The organism is Sanguibacteroides sp. AM78-02pH3A (assembly GCF_027666085.1).
Taxonomy (GTDB): Bacteria; Bacteroidota; Bacteroidia; order Bacteroidales; family Marinifilaceae; genus Gabonibacter; species Gabonibacter massiliensis.
In genome coordinates this window covers 523,279-541,502 of the sequence record NZ_JAQEHX010000001.1, presented here as the reverse complement: position 1 = coordinate 541,502, position 18,224 = coordinate 523,279, and the positions used below count along the sequence as shown (strand labels likewise).

The window sequence follows — 18,224 nt, the reverse complement described above, 5'->3', positions numbered from 1 at the left end:
TTGGGACAGAAAGGGTTATTTTACACATAATAACCTTATTGCCAATTTGTTAATAGAGTAATTAGATCATATTAAATGGAAAACATCGGAGAAAAAATTATTAAAATCAACATCGAGGAGGAGATGAAATCTTCGTACATTGATTATTCAATGTCGGTGATTGTATCCCGCGCATTACCAGATGTTCGGGACGGCTTAAAGCCGGTGCACAGAAGGGTGTTGTATGGAATGAGTGAATTGGGGGTGACCTCTGGTAAACCATTCAAGAAATCAGCCAGAATAGTTGGAGAAGTATTGGGAAAATATCATCCTCATGGAGATAGTTCCGTGTACATGGCAATGGTACGTATGGCTCAGGAGTGGTCTCTACGATACAGATTGGTAGAAGGGCAGGGTAATTTCGGATCGGTCGACGGGGATAGTCCGGCTGCTATGCGTTATACAGAAGCACGTCTGATGAAGGTTGCCGAAGAGACTTTGGCAGATTTGGAGAAGGATACGGTCGATATGATACCTAATTTTGACGAATCCTTAAAAGAACCGAGTGTATTACCGACCAGGATTCCTATTTTATTAGTAAACGGCGCATCCGGTATCGCCGTCGGGATGGCGACCAATATGCCGCCTCACAATCTTAGAGATACCATCGATGCCATATGCGCGTACATTGACAATAATGATATTGAGATCGATGATCTGATCCGGATCATCAAAGCTCCTGATTTTCCGACAGGAGGTACGATTTACGGATATAGTGGAGTAAAAGAGGCATATCACACGGGAAGAGGACGGGTTATCGTCCGTTCTAAAACTTCCGTAGAAACGACACCTCACGGAAGAGAGAAGATCATTGTGCATGAAATTCCTTATATGGTTAATAAAGCCGAGTTGATCGTTAAGATTGCAGACTTGGTGAATGAAAAAAAGATAGACGGAATTTCAAACATCAATGATGAATCGGATCGTAATGGAATGCGAATCGTTATCGATCTGAAAAAAGATGCGATTGCCAATGTCGTTTTAAATACATTATTGAAACACACGGCATTGCAGACCTCTTTCGGGGTCAATAACATCGCGTTGGTCGGTGGAAGACCCCGGTTGCTGAATTTGAAGGATTTGATTCGGTTATTCGTGGATCACCGTCATGATGTCGTTACCCGTCGTACCCGTTTTGAATTGAAGCAAGCGGAGGATCGTGCCCATATCCTGGAAGGTCTGATTATTGCTTCCGATCACATCGACGAAGTCATTCGTATTATTCGTGCCTCGAAAACCCCCGATGAAGCTAAAAACGGATTGATAGAACGTTTCTCTCTAAGCGAGGTTCAGGCCAGAGCTATTGTCGAAATGAGGTTACGTCAGTTAACAGGCCTGGAACAGGATAAACTAAGGACGGAATACGGAGAGATCATGAAATTGATCGAGCATCTGAAAGCTATTTTGGAAAGCGTGGAACTGAGGATGCAAATCATTAAAGATGAGTTATTGCAGATAAAGGCGCAATACGGAGACGAGCGGCGAACGGATATCGTATACGCATCTGAAGAATTCAACCCCGAAGACTTTTATGCCGACGAAGAGATGGTGATCACCATCTCGCATATGGGATATATCAAACGTACTCCTTTAAGTGAATACAAGGTTCAAAATCGGGGAGGAGTAGGATCAAAAGGATCCGCAACTCGCGATGAAGACTTCCTGGAACACATGATTACGGCAACCATGCATAATACGATGCTGTTCTTCACCGAAAAAGGAAAATGTTTCTGGTTGAAAGTATGGGAAATTCCGGAAGGTACGAAACAATCCAAAGGTAGAGCCATACAGAATCTGTTAAATATTGAACCGGACGATAAAGTCAAAGCTTATATTAACATTTTGGATCTGAAAGATACGGATTATATAAACAGCAACTATATCGTTTTATGTTCCAAACAAGGTATCGTGAAGAAAACGACCTTAGAAGCCTATTCGCGTCCTCGTGCGAATGGTGTAAATGCAATTACGATAAAAGAGGGGGACCAACTTTTGGATGCCAAATTGACAAACGGAGAAAACGATATCATGATAGCCGTCAAATCGGGTAAAGCCATTCGTTTCCCTGAAAATAAGGTTCGTCCGATGGGAAGAACGGCTTCAGGTGTCAGAGGTATAACGCTGGGTAGTGAAGACGATGAGGTTATAGGTATGATATGCGTTGAACCGGGAAAAGCAGATATTTTGGTCGTTTCGGAAAACGGATACGGAAAACGCTCCGATATTGAAGATTATCGTATTACCAATAGGGGAGGAAAAGGTGTGAAGACCATTAATCTAACGGAGAAAACTGGTAACCTGATTTCTTTAATCGATGTAACAGACGATGACAATCTAATGATTATCAATAGATCAGGCCTGACAATACGTCTTGATATATCGACATTAAGGGTAATGGGAAGGAATACGCAGGGTGTGAAATTGATTAATTTAAGAAACGATGATGCTATTGCCGCTGTTGCTAAGGTCTCTTCCGCTAAAGAAGAAGAGGTGGAAGGAGAGAAGCAGGGGGATATCGAAGACGGAACAGAGTAAAACGAAAATAACTGACGATTTGAAAAAACATCTAAATGTAAAACAAATTTTATAACGTATGAGAAAACTATCTTTTATCATTGCACTTCTACTTTGTGCGAATTTCACATTTGCACAAAAGGGGAAAGTTACTTCTGCGGTTAGCTTTTTCACGCAAGGAAAGTTAGACAAAGCCAAAGAATTAATAGATGAAGCTATCGTTCACGAGAATTGTGTAAGCTGGCCCAAAGCCTATTTTGTAAAAGGACAGATTTACCAAGCCATTTACGAGTCTCAAAATCCGGATTATTTGAAGTTGGTAAAAGACCCTCTGAATATCGCGTGGGAAGCTTTTCAACAAGTCATTAAACTGGATGATAAGGGAAAATTTAAAAAAGATTTGATCAATCAATATGCCAACCTGGTTGCTGATTTTCAAAATTATGGTGTCGAAAATTATAATAAAGGAGTGGATAATGATAATAAAGCAAATCCTGACGCCGCAAAAAAAGATTTTGCCCTCGCTTTAGATAATTTTAAACGCGTGTTGGAAATCAATGCCTCGGAATACGGAAGCCAAAGAGTTGATACGGCTATTATTTACAATGCAGGTATTACGGCCCAACGGGCAGGAGACTTGGAACAGGCGTTGGATTTTTATAAAAAATCACTGGAATTGAACTATGACGCCTCAAAAGTATATCCGATGATTATCAGCATCCTGTTTACTCAAAGCAAGAATGCAAATGATGCAGGGGATAGCGTTTTAGGAAAAAATTACCAGGAAGAAGCTGTTCAGTATCTGCTGAAAGGACACGAATTGTTCCCGAATGAATCTTATTTGCTGATTCAGTTGATCAACTATTACCTGCAAGGAGATACCCCGGAAAAAGCAGAACAATTCTTAGATGCGGCTATTGAACAAACACCCGACAATTCGGAGCTCTATCGTGCTAAAGGTGATATGTACGAGATTTTGAAGCAAACGGATAAAGCCGAAGCGATGTATCTTAAAACGTTGGAATTAAATCCGGATGATTTCAGAGCCCAGTACAACTTGGGAAATATTCAGTTGAACAAAGTTATCGAAAAACATAACAAAATAGACGAACTGGATGACGCTAAGTATAAAGTGGCTTATGAACAGATATTGAAAGAATACGAGTCGGTTATTCCTTATTTTGAAAGAGCCTTGGAATTGGAACCGGGAGAGAAAAATACGTTGACCACGTTGAAAGAGTTATATTACCGGTTGAGGGAAAAACCCAATACGGACTACATGAAGAAATATGAAAAAACAAAAGAGATGCTGGAAAGTTTATAAAAGTCCGGTTTCTTCTAAAAAGACGAGATTCAAAAAGTCTCGTCTTTTTTATTGCGGTAGAAGGTATTTTAATTCTTTTTACATATTACACTTAACATAATATAAATTATAGGACAAATTATACAAGCAATTCCCACGAGGCAATTTTTCATTTTTATCGATAAACGATCTGTTTTTCAAATCCACTTTTTATTCTTATTTTTGTAAGTCAAAGTAATGAATAAAATTATCTCATGCGAAATAAAGTGGTAATCATTACCGGAGCTTCTTCCGGAATCGGTAAGGCGTTAGTATATGAATTTGCAAAATTCGGGAGTAAAATCGTAATGGCAGCCCGCAATTTGGCGGAACTTCAGCAAATGGAAAAAGAGCTGAACGATAAAGGTATTGAGGTTCTTGCGGTTCAAACGGATGTGACCCGCGAAGACGATTGTAAACATTTGATCGAGCAAACCGTCCAGAAATTCGGGAAAATTGATATTTTAATCAATAATGCCGGGATTTCCATGAGGGCATTATTTGACGAGTTGGATGTGGATGTCATTCGGCGCGTTATGGATGTTAATTTTTGGGGAACTGTCTATTGTTCAAGATATGCTATCCCCTATTTACTTCATTCCAAGGGCAGTTTGGTCGGAATTATCTCTGTGGCCGGTTTTGTAGGTTTACCGGGGAGAACCGGGTATGCAGCAAGTAAATTCGCCGTAAGAGGTTTTTTGAACACCTTGAGGGTAGAAAATTTGAAAAAAGGGTTGCATGTATTGGTTGCAGCTCCCGGTTTTACGGCTTCCAATATTCGTAAAACCGCACTGGTTGCAGATGGAAACCAGCAAGGAGAAAGTCCCCGGGAAGAAAGTAAGATGATGTCTGCAGAGGAGTGTGCTGCAATCATCGTGAAAGGAATAAGAAAACGGAAACGGGAAATTATTATGACATTAGTGGAGGGAAAAATATCCGTATTCTTAAGTAAATGGTGGCCCAGCTTGTTGGATAAACTGGCTTATAATCATATGGCCAAGGAACCTGATTCTCCTTTTAAATAATTGTGAATCGATGAGATTTTATGTATTTGTTTTTATACTGAATTTCCTCTCTTTTTCTCTTTTCGCTCAGGAAAAGGGAATACTGAAAATCATGAAATCTTATCCCATTCCGATAACTGTTTTAAAAATCAGTCGGACGGACTCACTCCGTTTTACCCGTATTCCCGATTTGGTTTATCGATCGGCACAATTAAAAAATGAACATATAGAAAATCCCGCCGTTCGTTACGCGTTGGAAAAACTTACCCGAGACAGATCAAAATATTACGAGTTGAAACAAGCCATAAATACGTTGAGGGGATACGCTGAAAATGAACATATAAAATACATGATAAATTATCTTCGGGCCTATTTTGCAACCATTGAAGAAAAAGAAAAAGCCATTCAACAAATACGGGAACGAATCAAAAAAGATAGCCTGGAATACCGTAAGAGAAATCCTATGGATTCGGCACGTTACGATATACTTTTGAATCAAGATTTGCAATCTCTTCTAACTTTTATGGAAAAAGATGAGAATTATCAATGGATGCGTGAAAAAAGCAGGGATTCCATTCCACTAATCATACTGAACGCTTCGGATAAACCCAATCAGGTTTGGTTGAATAGAGGAAAAACCTATTACTACTATTTTTCGACCAAAAGCGTCGCGGGAGATTCCGTGGGATCCTGGTTAAGAGTCTCTTCCCGTGGAAATCGGGTGAAGTTTTTTGTGGATGAAAACATGTATCAGAAGTACAGTCAAGCCGATAAAATTTCAAAAGATATCAGCTTGAAGATACAGGACTCGGCCTATTTAAAATTAAAACCCCTGACACCTCTTCCGATAAAAAGAAACTACTGGCGGTATTACTGGGATATCAGTTTCGCATTCGGACAAGGATATTTTAGTGACAGTTGGGCTTCTGGGGGTGAAAATTCACTTTCTATTCTTTCCGATTTGAAGTATTTTTTAAATTACAAGAAGAACAGTTTATCCTGGGAGAATGCATTCCGGTATAGATTAGGGGCGCTAAAGAGCGGAAAGGAAGAGTTAAGTAAAAACGAAGATAAATTTGAAGTATTATCCAAATTAGGAGTAAAAGCTTTTAAACACTGGAATTACGCGGCTCAGTTCGATATGAATACGGTACTGTTCAGGACTCACAATTATCCTAAAAACGACCAAATTATCGCTAATTTTCTCTCTCCGGGTTACTTCACCATCTCCTTAGGTCTTGATTATAAACCTAAAAACAATATCTCTCTTTACCTCTCGCCTATTGCCGGACAATGGATCTATGTTCGGGATACGGCCAGAGTTGATCCGACACGTTATGGTGTCGAAAAGGGAAAAAGGTACAGGAGCGATGCCGGAGCCAAAGTGGAATTAAGGAATGAGCATGAATTTTTTAAGTTTTTGAAAATAGATAACCGGTTGATTATTTTTTCCAGTTATTATGAGAAACCGGAATACATAACCGTTGATTGGCGTTTGAGTCTCGATTTCAAAATAAATTATTTTATGAAGACATCCGTTTATATGAATGCCATATACGATCAAAATTATTCGAAAAAAATACAGTTCAAAGAGACGCTGAATCTCGGTATATATTTTAGATTTTAATCTTATGATGAATTTTGAAAATTGTGAAATTGGTAATATCGTTATTCACGATATAGGAAATAAGTATGAAGAAGGAGACATCCGGTTTTCCGAATCTAATTTTGTTCCGGACGAACAGGAAGTTCATAATTTGCTGAAAACTTATTTTCTGACTCCTTTCAAAAGAGATGCCTTTTATCGTTTTTCCGCTTACGAGGGAGAACTTTCCCGCAATCCCGTGTACGCGGCGATACGTTCTGTGTTCGAGGACCCTGCCTCTTTCTATAAGGCATCCATCGACATCGCCCGGCATTTGTTCGAACAATCCAACCATCCGAATATCAAATCCGGAGAACTCTATTTGGTGCATTTTAAAAACTGTTTATTGGAAGACGGAACTTGCGATGCGATCGGTATTTTTAAATCGGAAAATAAAGATACTTTTTTGAAAATCATTGTTAATCAAAATAGTTATCAACTAACCAGTGAGTCCGGTATTAACATTAAAAAGTTAGATAAGGCTTGTCTGATATTTAACATGAACGAGGAGAGCGGCTATCGGGTTACTGTTTTGGATAAAACTAATCATACGGAAGCGGTATATTGGACAACTGATTTTTTGGGATTGGAACAGCAGGAGGATGACTATTTTCAGACTTCCAATTACTTGAAGTTATGTAAAGATTTCGTACAAGAGGTTTATAATCAGGAAAACGATATTCCTAAAGCCGATCAGATCGATATGTTGAATAGATCCATCGATTATTTCAAAAAAGCAGACACTTTTGATGAAGATCGATTTAAAGAAGAGATTGTCATGGATCCGCAAGTCATTCGCGCGTTTGAAGATTTTAAAAATTTCTACGAGGAGAAAAATGAAATAGCCTTGAAGGACTCTTTCGACGTGTCGGATAGCGCCGTAAAAGATGAAAAACGTTATTTTAAACACGTTTTAAAATTGGATAAGAATTTTCATGTTTACATTCACGGCCAAAAAAAATACATCGAGAAAGGATACGATTCGGCCAAAGATATGAATTATTATAAATTATTTTTCCGGGAAGAAAATTGAACCTCCATGATTAAAGCAACGAAAAGAATTATCATACTCTTTGCGGCCTTGTGTATTGCGGGATTAATGGGAGCAGGAATCGGATATTACTATGTATTTTATCCGAATATTACGGTAAAAGACGACGGAATCATTTATGTTCGAAGCTCCGGTTCGATAACGGAGGTGCTGGACACCTTGCGAAGCCGGGGATATGTCAAACATCCCTCTACCCTGCTGCAGGTTGCCCGGTTGAAAAAAGCAAAAGCAAAATCCGGACGTTACCGGATCAGAGAAGGTATGAACAATAACGAATTGATCAATATGTTACGTTCGGGAAATCAATCTCCGGTACAACTGACATTTAATAATATACGTACGTTAGAAGAATTTGCCGGAACGGTATCTCTTCAATTGGCCGTATCGTCCGATGATTTACTCTCTCGGCTTCGTAATCCTGATACGACTATCCGATACGGTTTTTCCCCGGCAACCGTGATCGGTATGTTTATTCCCAATACTTACGAGATATATTGGAATATTTCAACTACTGATTTTTTGAATAGAATGTATAAGGAGTACCAGCGTTTTTGGAATAAACAGCGTCAGAAAAAAGCGGAAGAGATAGGACTTTCTCCACTTGAAGTGACCATATTGGCCTCGATTATTGAAGAAGAGACCGTAAAAAAGGAAGAGTATCCCGTCATCGCCGGGGTTTACCTGAACCGGTTGAAAAAGGGCATCAAGCTGGATGCTTGCCCGACCCTTAAATTCGTGTTGGGAGATTTTACGATTACCCGGATTTTGGATCGCTATTTGGAAATAGATTCTCCCTATAATACTTACAAGTATGCCGGCTTACCCCCCGGTCCTATCCGAATGGCCTCTATTCAGGTTATTGATGGCGTGTTGAATTATCAGAAACATGATTACCTCTATTTCTGTGCCAAAAGCGACTTTTCCGGTTACCATTATTTCTCCAGAACATTGCGACAGCATAACGCTCATGCGCGGGAATACCACCGGGAATTGGATAGAAGGAAAATTTGGAGATAATTAAGAACGATGTCCAAGCAGAGAGGATAAAACAAATGGCAAAAAACTCAAAATTAAATACTTACTTTCTTTGCAAATTCGGAGTAAAGTAGTAACTTTGCGGGCGATAAAATAATTTTTATTATTTAATTTATTAATAAACAAACAGTTATGTTGAATCATTACGAAACCGTTTTCATCACAACTCCCGTTTTATCTGAAATACAGGTAAAGGAAGCGGTAGAAAAATTCAAAAACGTTATTACCCAGAATGGAGGTAATATCGAGCATGAAGAGGCTTGGGGACTGCGCAAGCTGGCTTATCCTATCCAAAAGAAAACTACAGGTTTTTATCACTTGCTTCAATTCGAGGCTGAAGGTACTTTAGTGGACAAATTAGAGACCGCTTACAGACGCGATGAGAAAGTGATCCGTTTTCTGACCTTTAGATTAGACAAGTATGCTTACGAGTATGCGTTAAAAAGAAGAGCTAAAAATCAAGTAAAACAAGAGGAGAAATAAGCCATGGCACAGAACGAAAGCGAAATTAGATATTTGACCCCTCCTACGGTTGAAGTCAAAAAGAAAAAGTACTGTCGGTTCAAAAAAGCAAGAATCAAATTCATCGATTACAAAGATCCTGAATTTTTGAAGAAATTCTTGAACGAGCAAGGGAAAATTCTTCCCAGAAGAATTACCGGAACTTCTGTGAAATTCCAAAAGAAAGTAGCAACCGCCGTGAAAAGAGCAAGACACCTTGCTTTGTTGCCCTACTTAACCGACTTGATGAAATAATTTTAAGGAAGGAGGACACAAATGGAGATTATACTATTGACAGACATAGCGAACTTAGGTCATAAGGATGACATTGTAAATGTTAAACAAGGTTACGGTCGTAACTACCTTATTCCCCAAGGTTATGCTATTTTAGCAACAGAGTCAGCAAAAAAAGTAGTTGCTGAGAATTTGAAACAAAGAGCTCACAAAGAAGCAAAATTGAGAGCTGAAGCTGAGGAACTTGCAGCAAAATTGGCTGAAGTAAAACTTACTGTCGGAGCTAAAACCAGTTCTACCGGTAAGATTTTCGGTTCCGTTAACAGCATCATGATTTCTGAATGTCTGAAAGAGAAAGGATTCGATATCGACAGAAAGAAGATCATGCTGAAAGATGTGAAAGAGATTGGAACTTACAGCGCAATCATCAAACTTCACAGGGAAGTGAAAGTCGATGTAGAATTCGAAGTAGTTTCAGAATAATTAAAAACAAGTCATAAACAAGACTTAAACGTATTTCCAAACATATTCCAAACGAAAAGCACCCGTAAAGGTGCTTTTTTTTATGTACATTTCACATTCATGTAAATAGAAAATGAAGTGAAAATCTTATCTTTGCAAGAATTGGAGGATAGATTTTATGAGCGAACAATATATTGAGTTGAAGGGTATACGGGTTCATAATCTGAAGAACATCGACCTGAAAATCAAACTGAATCGGCTGATCGTGATTACCGGTGTATCGGGAAGCGGCAAGTCATCTTTGGCTTTTGATACTTTGTACGCGGAAGGACAACGTCGTTACGTGGAGAGCCTATCCGCTTATGCCCGTCAATTCTTGGGACGTCTGAATAAACCGGAATGCGATTATATAAAGGGGATTCCCCCGGCAGTGGCGATAGAACAGAAGGTAAATACTTCCAATCCGCGTTCAACGGTAGGTACCTCTACCGAATTATACGACTACATCAAGTTGTTGTATGCCCGTATCGGTAAAACCATCTCTCCCGTTTCCGGTGAAGAGGTAAAACGGCATAGCGTAGACGATATTTGTGATTATATTATTCAGGGGCACGCGGATAAAAGCGTCGTCATTATGGCCAAGCCTGTTTCGGTGACGAAAGAGAGTTTGGGACTTTTGATGAATCAAGGGTTTAGCCGTATCAAGTATGGTCATGAATTTACGCGTATATCCGATTTTTTAGAGAGCAATGAAGAGGTTAAAACGGATGTTCCCCTGTTTTTGGTTATCGATCGGGTTACCGTGCATGAAGAGAAGGATACCATCTCCCGGATTAACGATTCCGTTGAAACGGCTTTATATGAAGGACAAGGAGTATGCTACATCGAATTGGACGGAGAGATTCGTTCTTTTTCCAACAGATTTGAGGCTGACGGTATAACCTTTGAAATTCCCTCCGTCAATATGTTTAGTTTTAACTCCCCGATCGGGGCATGCAACAAATGCGAGGGATACGGTAAAATTTTAGGTATAGACGAGGATCTCGTTGTTCCCAATAAATCATTGAGCCTGTATGACGATGCCGTCATGTGTTGGCGCGGAGAGAAGATGAGCGAATGGAAGCACTATTTCATTCGTCAGGCTCATCATACGAATTTTCCCGTACATAAGCCTTATTACGAATTGACTAAAGCGGAAAAAGAGCTTCTTTGGAACAGTCCGATGGGAATTTATGCTTTTTTTGAACATTTGGAATCCAAAAAATACAAGATTCAGAACCGGGTGATGATTGCACGTTATACCGGAAAGACCAAATGCCCGGTCTGTCATGGAACACGTTTGAAGAAAGAGGCTTCTTACGTGCAAGTAGGACATAAAGCCATCACCGATTTGGTCGATATGCCGATCTCGGAGCTGAAGTATTTTTTTGAACGACTGTCTCTTTCAGAGCCGGATCAACAAATAGCCGATCGGGTTCTTCCGGATATTCATAATCGAATTGAATTTCTGTTGGACGTGGGCTTGGGATATTTGACCTTGAACCGTCTCTCTTCTTCCCTCTCCGGAGGAGAATCGCAGCGTATCAATTTGGCCACTTCTCTCGGGTCGGCTTTAGTGGGTTCTTTGTACATATTGGATGAACCCAGTATCGGATTACATTCCAGAGACACGGATCGTCTGATTCAGGTTCTGAAAAGATTAAGAGATTTGGGTAATACCGTGGTTGTCGTTGAACACGACGAAGATATTATGTTGGCGGCGGATGAGATTATCGACGTGGGTCCCTTGGCAGGCAGACTGGGAGGAGAAATCGTATACCAGGGAACTTTAGATAAGATACGGGAAGCAGATACGCTGACGGCAGATTATCTGTCCGGCAAAAAATACATTCCCGTACCGGATCATCGTCGGACTTCTCCCTATCGGATCGAACTGAAAGGAGCGACCGAAAACAACTTAAAAAACATAGACGTAAGGATTCCTCTCGGCATTATGACAGCGGTAACCGGTGTAAGCGGTTCTGGAAAAAGTACCCTGATCAGAACGATTCTGGTTCCCGCTTTGAAAAAATACTACGGGGATTATTCGGATAGAACCGGAAGTTTCAATCGTCTTTCCGGTGACTTAGACCGGATTTTCGGTGTCGAATTTATTGACCAGAACCCTATCGGCAAATCTTCCCGCTCGAATCCGGTAACTTACATTAAAGCCTGGGACGATATACGAAAAATTTTCGCGGAAGAAAAACTATCCAAGACGAATGGTTTCAAACCGGCTTTTTTCTCTTTCAATGTCCCGGGTGGAAGGTGTGAAGAGTGCCAGGGGGAAGGTATTATAAAAGTGGAGATGCAATTCATGGCCGATGTATACCTGGAGTGTGAACATTGTAAAGGACGTCGTTTCAGAGAGGAGATACTGGAAGTAAAATACAAGGATAAAAATATATACGATATTCTGGAGATGACGGTCAATCAGGCGGTCGAGTTTTTCGGTACCGGTAGTAGTCACAGTGAACGGAGCATTGTTAGCAAATTGCAAAAACTGGTAGACGTGGGGCTGGGATATATAAAACTGGGGCAAGCCTCCAGTACGTTAAGCGGAGGAGAGAGTCAGCGCGTAAAACTTGCTTACCATTTAAGCCAGGAAAACGCGGACCCTACCCTATTCGTGTTCGATGAACCTACGACAGGTTTACATTTTCACGATATCCACAAATTGATGGAATCCTTAAATGCTTTGATTGACCGAGGACACACCGTTTTAATCATAGAACACAATATGGACGTAATCAAATGTGCCGATTACATCATAGATTTAGGACCCGAAGGAGGTAACGAGGGAGGTTATTTGGTTTTCGAGGGAACTCCCGAAGAGTTGTCCAAATGCCAGAATTCCTACACGGGAAAATATTTAAAAGAAAAATTAGAGATGTACCAATAAGCGTTTGAAACATACAGATATGAAGAAAATTATTGATTTTACAGTAAAAGAAAATCAGCTATTAAATCAGGATACCGTTCTGCTGGTACTTCATTCCGATGAATTACCCCCCATTCTACCGGGACAATTCGTAAACGTGAGAGTGGACAAATCCCCTTCCACCTTGTTGAGACGTCCCATATCGGTTCATGATGTGGATGGAGAGAAAGGCCTTCTCTATCTCTATATTAAAGTAGTGGGATGCGGAACGGCAACCTTGGGAGAACTTAAACCGGGAGAAAAGTTGAATATTATCCTTCCTTTAGGAAACAGCTTTAAAATACCACAGGATGGCAAATGTTTGCTAATCGGAGGCGGTTGTGGGGTGGCACCCATGCTCCACCTTTCGCGTGTCATGCGATCCGGGGGAATGGATCCCGTTCTTTTGATCGGAACCCGCACGCAAAAAGAGATTTTACGCCGGGAAGAGTTTGAAAAATATGCAAAAGTATACTACACAACTGAAGACGGTTCCTACGGAGAAAAGGGATACCCCACGCAACATTCGATATTGAAAGAGCACTTCGACCATATCTTCTGTTGCGGACCGGAAGTGATGATGAAAGCAGTTGCATCTTATGCTAACAAGAATAATATTGATTGTCAGGTATCTCTCGAGAACACGATGGCATGCGGGATCGGCGCTTGTCTCTGTTGCGTAACGGAAACGACGACAGGCCATAAATGTGTATGCACGGAAGGTCCTATTTTTAATATAAAAGATTTAACATGGCAGATTTAAGTATCAATATCAACGGGTTACAGCTGAAAAATCCGGTTTTGACTGCTTCCGGGACATTCGGATACGGGATAGAGTTTCAGGATTTCATCGACTTAAGCGCATTGGGCGGTTTTATCGTGAAAGGTACCACCTTAAAACACCGGGAAGGAAATCCCTATCCCCGTATGGCCGAAACGCCTTCCGGAATGTTAAATGCGGTAGGCCTTCAAAATAAGGGTGTGGATTATTTTATCGAACACATTTATCCGGAGATACAAGCGATAAAAAGTAATATTTTGGTAAATGTTTCCGGATCTACCGTGGCCGATTACGTAATGACGGCGGAAAAAATCAATGAACTGGAAAATATACCGGCCATTGAACTTAATATTTCTTGCCCTAACGTGAAAGAAGGCGGTATGGCTTTCGGAACCAGTTGTGCTTCTGCCCGAGAAGTGATAAAAGAAGTTAGAAAGGCATACAAAAAACACCTGATGGTGAAATTATCTCCCAATGTGACCAATATTCAGGAGATCGCCCTTACCGCCGAAGAGGCTGGGGCTGATTCCGTCTCCCTGATCAACACGTTAATGGGAATGGCTATCGATACAAAAAGTCGAAAACCTGTTCTGAGTACGGTAACCGGAGGGTTAAGCGGCCCCTGTGTAAAACCGGTAGCTCTTCGAATGGTATGGCAGGTTGCCAAGGTCGTAAAAATACCGGTTGTAGGTTTAGGAGGAATAACTTCTGCTAACGATGCCATCGAATTTTTATTGGCTGGAGCATCGGCAATCCAAATCGGTACGGCCAACTTTATAGATCCGGCTATTACGCTAAAAGTGATACGGGGTATCAATGAATATTTGGATCAGAACGGTTTTAAATCCGTTAAAGATATCATTGGTTTGATTTAAAAGAGAGACCGGGAGAAAATGAATTTTCTCCCGGTCTCTTATTCTTTATTGTAATCTTCGAAACTTCCGTCATCGAAAAAGAGCAGAATACGCTTTAAGTTTTTGCTTTTCTCGGACGATACCCGAAAAGAGGTGCTCCATTCTGGAAGTTCTTTTTCAACCTGCTTGGTTTTAAGGATCTCCTCCTCCTTGAACAACAATGGTTCTTCTATCGGCTTCTTCATGGGCTGTTCCGGAACACTTCCGGTATACATGGGACCTTTTCCTGTTATTAACCAGGTAAGACTAATATCCGGAAATACCTCCGCTATGCTGTTGATGATATCAAAACCGGGTTTGTTTCTCCCGGCTAATATATGAGAAATGGTAGAAGCGCTCACGCCGATCATCGCCGCAAATTTCGTAGCAGTGAGCTCTTTTTGTGCAAATAATTGATTCAACCGATCCTGCATTTGATTATCATTTTGTAAATATTATGCATTACAAATGTAATGATTCGAAGGGGGAAAAGCAAATTACATTTGTAATTCTTTCTATTTACATATGTAAAACAGAAAGAGAGGTATATCGAAAGTGAAAATAGTATCTTACTTAAGTACCAAGTAGTTAAATATGATCCCCCTCCTTTTTTCTATTATGATAAAATAATACATTGTTTATTAGTGTATTAAAATAAAAATACCTCTTTTGATATTATAAATAAAAACATGATATAAACACTAATATATTACTGGTAATTAGATGCTTAAGTATTAAAAACATCTCAATTTTGTGTGTTTTCATGTAAAAATCATCTTCAGATACTCTTTCAATCTAAAGTAAAAGATGAATTTATTTATATAAATCATTGATAATTAGAAGTAAAAATATAATTGTATCAAAGTGTTAAATACTTTCTGTCTCTTATTTCTTTACATTCGTAAACCCTTTCTTTACCGGAAGAAACCTTGTCCGAACGCAACGTGTTTTTTACAAATGTAAATTCATTTTTGACTCAAACATTATGACAAATGTAAATAATTAACGCCTTGTTATCTTCGTGAAATTCTTTTACATTTGAAAAAAATTAAACACGTTAATCATGACAATCGCGGAAAAAATAGCAGAACTCAGAAGAATTATGGATCGGGAAAATATAGCCGCTTACGTTATTTCCGGAACGGATCCTCATAATAGTGAATATTTACCCGCTCCCTGGCAACAACGGAAATGGATTTCCGGTTTTACAGGGTCTTTCGGTACGGTCGTTGTTACCAGGGATCATGTGGGCTTGTGGACGGATACCCGTTATTTTATTCAAGCAGAACAGGAATTGAGCGAAACAGAGATAGAACTACATAAACTACGTATTCCCGGAGCCGTTGATTATCCCCAATGGTTGTGCGAACATTTGCAACAGGGTGAGAACGTCGGCATAGACGGTTTTTGTATGTCTGTCAACGATGTCCGCACCTTAAAAGATACTTTGGCCCTTAAAAACATAGCCGTTTGTGAAAAAACGGATCTTTTGGGTGAGATATGGCTGGATCGTCCGGCTTTTCCTCAAGGAGCCATAACCGTATTACCCGATCGATATGCCGGAGAAACGGTCAGAAACAAAATTAAGAAAATAAGAGAGTTTATTATTAGTAATAACGGCAACCATATTCTATTCTCTGCTTTGGACGAAATAGCCTGGCTTTACAATATCCGTTGTAACGATATCTCTTATAATCCGGTTGCCATCGCTTATGCCTTAATCGATAAAGAGAAAGCCCATTTATTTGTAAAACAGGATAAAATCACACCGGAAACCGGTAGCCGACTGTGTGCGGACGGCGTAGAGATACACGATTATCATCATCTTTTTCTTTACTTGGATGAATTGAAGTCCCCTGCCGATTTTATTTTGGACACGACTACTTGTAATTACGCCGTGTATCATCGGATTTGTCAGAAATTCAAGGTGAAGGAGATCGTTTCTCCCATACCTTTGCTGAAAACAGTGAAAAACGAAACGGAATTAGCTGGATTTCGTTTGGCGTGCCGCAAAGATGCCGTTGCCTTGACAAAATTTTTCTATTGGCTCGAAAATACATTAGCCACCCGCTCCGTTGCCGAACTGGAAGCTGCCGCGGTGTTACAAAAATTCCGGAGTGCGGATTCCGAATACGTTTCCGACAGTTTCGAATGTATTTCCGCTTATGGAAAAAATGCCGCGTTACCCCATTATTCCGCCACGAAAGAACATCAATCCGAGATTCAAGCCAAAGGTTTGTATTTGGTTGATTCCGGTGCGCAATACCTGCACGGTACAACCGACATTACACGTACTATGCCCGTAGGGGAATTAACGCATTTGGAAAAAGAGGACTATACCCTGGTCCTTAAAGGTATGATCAATTTAAGCAGATTGATATTTCCCAAAGGCTCCAGAGGGTGCAATATCGATATAGTTGCAAGGTTGCCTTTATATATGAATCACAGAAACTTCGGTCATGGAACAGGACATGGTGTCGGTTATTTCTTAAACGTGCACGAGGGGCCGCAATCCATTCGTCCCGACTTAAAGGACCAGGAGATACTTCCGGGAATGGTGACCTCTAACGAACCGGGATTATACAGGGAAGGTCTTCACGGTATTCGCCACGAAAATTTGATCGTTTGCCGGACGGATACGATTAACGAATTCGGAGAATTTTATAAGTTTGAAACGATAACGCTTTGTTATTTCGACACTTCGGCTATTTTACCTGAACTTTTGGAACAGGAAGAAACAGAGTGGCTAAATCTTTATAACGAGCGGGTGTACCGGGAGACGTCTCCCTATTTGTCAGCGGAGGAGGCAAAATGGTTACGGGATAAAACCAATCCTCTGAAGAGCTGAAAATCGCGACATCAAAATCTTCGACCGGGGCGAATATAGAAACAGAAAAATGGAGTTCATTTTATGAACTCCATTTTTCTGTTTCGAGCGATTATACTACGCTGATGATTAGTCCAAAGTAATTATAACGCTTTCGCTATCCAACACGATACCTGCCTCCGACTGAACGGCACGCACCACCAATTGATATTCGCCTTTGGTAAAACCTGCGCTGATATCGCTAATAGCGAAATCCACTCCGCTTTCGGGACTGTCCGTAAATTTTTTACCGTTAATCAAAGAGTACGGTTCTCCTTTCGTTCCGATTCCGACAAGATAAAAACTAGCGTTTTCCACCTTGTTCCATTTGGCTTTTACTCTTCCGTTTTCATATGATATCGTTGCTTCGATCGTCCCCAATACTTTCTCGGTATCTTTGATATCGACGGACCATCCGGCTATCTCTTGCTTAGCATTCTTTACGGAAACCCTGTAATTCCCTTTGGGGAAAGTAGTGGAAAATTGACTGTTCAATATTTTACTTTGAGCTCCCTGGCCATATGAATCGGGCATCGACTCCATGCTGAGAATCCCCTCGGGTCCCTGACAGGTATAAGATTCCATCACCTCGTTGGCTATAATTTGAATATGAGGGAGGAATCTTTTCTCGACTTGATCCCCGTCGATTATATTTTTTTGAAGCACTACGCAACTCGCGTAGGTAATCGCAAAATCAGGATCATCGCTCTTTAGGCAAGAGTTCAATAAGGTGACACTCAATAATACAAAGATAAATTGCTTTAATCTTAAAATAGTTCTCATTTTTAGTTGTTTTTATTGTTTAAAATAATTAAATAGCACACTAATTCTGTGTTTCATGGTGCGAATATTCGCAAAAAAACAATACGATGCAAAAAAAAGGAGTGCTTTTTCTCTG

At 40.2% G+C, this 18,224-nt stretch carries 15 protein-coding genes; 13 read left to right on the top strand and 2 right to left on the bottom strand.

Annotation, left to right across the window (positions count from 1 at the left end; genetic code table 11):
• Nucleotides 1-75 precede the first annotated feature (75 nt).
• The 12 genes from gyrA (at nt 76) to PGR74_RS02265 (ending at nt 14,442) form a co-directional block, all read left to right on the top strand.
• Entirely contained in the window at nt 76-2,574 is a 2,499-nt protein-coding gene (gene gyrA, locus PGR74_RS02320) for a DNA gyrase subunit A (protein ID WP_041503638.1), read from the top strand.
• 58 nt (nt 2,575-2,632) lie between these two features.
• Complete coding sequence (locus PGR74_RS02315; RefSeq protein WP_041503639.1) at nt 2,633-3,877, top strand: tetratricopeptide repeat protein; 1,245 nt, start codon at nt 2,633-2,635, stop codon at nt 3,875-3,877.
• A 233-nt stretch (nt 3,878-4,110) separates the two neighbouring features.
• Nucleotides 4,111-4,920 carry an SDR family oxidoreductase gene (locus PGR74_RS02310; RefSeq protein WP_041503640.1) on the top strand — a complete coding sequence of 270 codons (810 nt, stop codon included), beginning with the start codon at nt 4,111-4,113 and terminating at the stop codon, nt 4,918-4,920.
• A 10-nt stretch (nt 4,921-4,930) separates the two neighbouring features.
• A complete protein-coding gene (locus PGR74_RS02305) occupies nt 4,931-6,526 on the top strand; it encodes a DUF3078 domain-containing protein (RefSeq protein ID WP_235375070.1) in 1,596 nt (531 codons plus the stop codon).
• A 4-nt stretch (nt 6,527-6,530) separates the two neighbouring features.
• Nucleotides 6,531-7,577: a nucleoid-associated protein gene (locus PGR74_RS02300; RefSeq protein ID WP_041503641.1), complete on the top strand. Its 1,047-nt coding sequence runs from the start codon at nt 6,531-6,533 to the stop codon at nt 7,575-7,577.
• Between the two features lie 6 nt (nt 7,578-7,583).
• Nucleotides 7,584-8,612, top strand: a complete 1,029-nt coding sequence (gene mltG, locus PGR74_RS02295; RefSeq protein ID WP_041503642.1) for an endolytic transglycosylase MltG — start codon at nt 7,584-7,586, stop codon at nt 8,610-8,612.
• A 153-nt stretch (nt 8,613-8,765) separates the two neighbouring features.
• Nucleotides 8,766-9,113, top strand: coding sequence for a 30S ribosomal protein S6 (rpsF, locus tag PGR74_RS02290; protein ID WP_200889858.1), 348 nt, complete (start codon nt 8,766-8,768; stop codon nt 9,111-9,113).
• A 3-nt stretch (nt 9,114-9,116) separates the two neighbouring features.
• Nucleotides 9,117-9,386, top strand: a complete 270-nt coding sequence (gene rpsR, locus PGR74_RS02285) for a 30S ribosomal protein S18 (RefSeq protein WP_041503644.1) — start codon at nt 9,117-9,119, stop codon at nt 9,384-9,386.
• A 21-nt stretch (nt 9,387-9,407) separates the two neighbouring features.
• Nucleotides 9,408-9,848: a 50S ribosomal protein L9 gene (rplI, locus tag PGR74_RS02280; RefSeq protein WP_041503645.1), complete on the top strand. Its 441-nt coding sequence runs from the start codon at nt 9,408-9,410 to the stop codon at nt 9,846-9,848.
• 157 nt (nt 9,849-10,005) lie between these two features.
• On the top strand, nt 10,006-12,768 hold the full coding sequence (gene uvrA, locus PGR74_RS02275) for an excinuclease ABC subunit UvrA (RefSeq protein WP_041503646.1): 2,763 nt from the start codon (nt 10,006-10,008) through the stop codon (nt 12,766-12,768).
• A gap of 19 nt (nt 12,769-12,787) precedes the next feature.
• On the top strand, nt 12,788-13,549 hold the full coding sequence (locus PGR74_RS02270) for a dihydroorotate dehydrogenase electron transfer subunit (protein WP_041503647.1): 762 nt from the start codon (nt 12,788-12,790) through the stop codon (nt 13,547-13,549).
• Complete coding sequence (locus PGR74_RS02265; RefSeq protein ID WP_041503648.1) at nt 13,537-14,442, top strand: dihydroorotate dehydrogenase; 906 nt, start codon at nt 13,537-13,539, stop codon at nt 14,440-14,442. The genes PGR74_RS02270 and PGR74_RS02265 overlap by 13 nt, the downstream gene beginning before the upstream one ends.
• Nucleotides 14,443-14,480: 38 nt before the next feature.
• Here the strand turns inward: PGR74_RS02265 and PGR74_RS02260 are convergent, their stop codons facing one another.
• Nucleotides 14,481-14,894 (bottom strand): helix-turn-helix domain-containing protein, encoded by a 414-nt coding sequence (locus PGR74_RS02260; protein ID WP_052634659.1) that lies wholly within the window; start codon nt 14,892-14,894, stop codon nt 14,481-14,483.
• A gap of 629 nt (nt 14,895-15,523) precedes the next feature.
• On the opposite strand from PGR74_RS02260, the gene PGR74_RS02255 reads away from it, so the two are divergent.
• Complete coding sequence (locus PGR74_RS02255; RefSeq protein ID WP_041503649.1) at nt 15,524-17,308, top strand: aminopeptidase P family protein; 1,785 nt, start codon at nt 15,524-15,526, stop codon at nt 17,306-17,308.
• A gap of 108 nt (nt 17,309-17,416) precedes the next feature.
• On the opposite strand, the gene PGR74_RS02250 is transcribed toward PGR74_RS02255, so the two are convergent.
• Nucleotides 17,417-18,109 carry a hypothetical protein gene (locus PGR74_RS02250; RefSeq protein WP_041503650.1) on the bottom strand — a complete coding sequence of 231 codons (693 nt, stop codon included), beginning with the start codon at nt 18,107-18,109 and terminating at the stop codon, nt 17,417-17,419.
• Nucleotides 18,110-18,224: the final 115 nt, after the last annotated feature.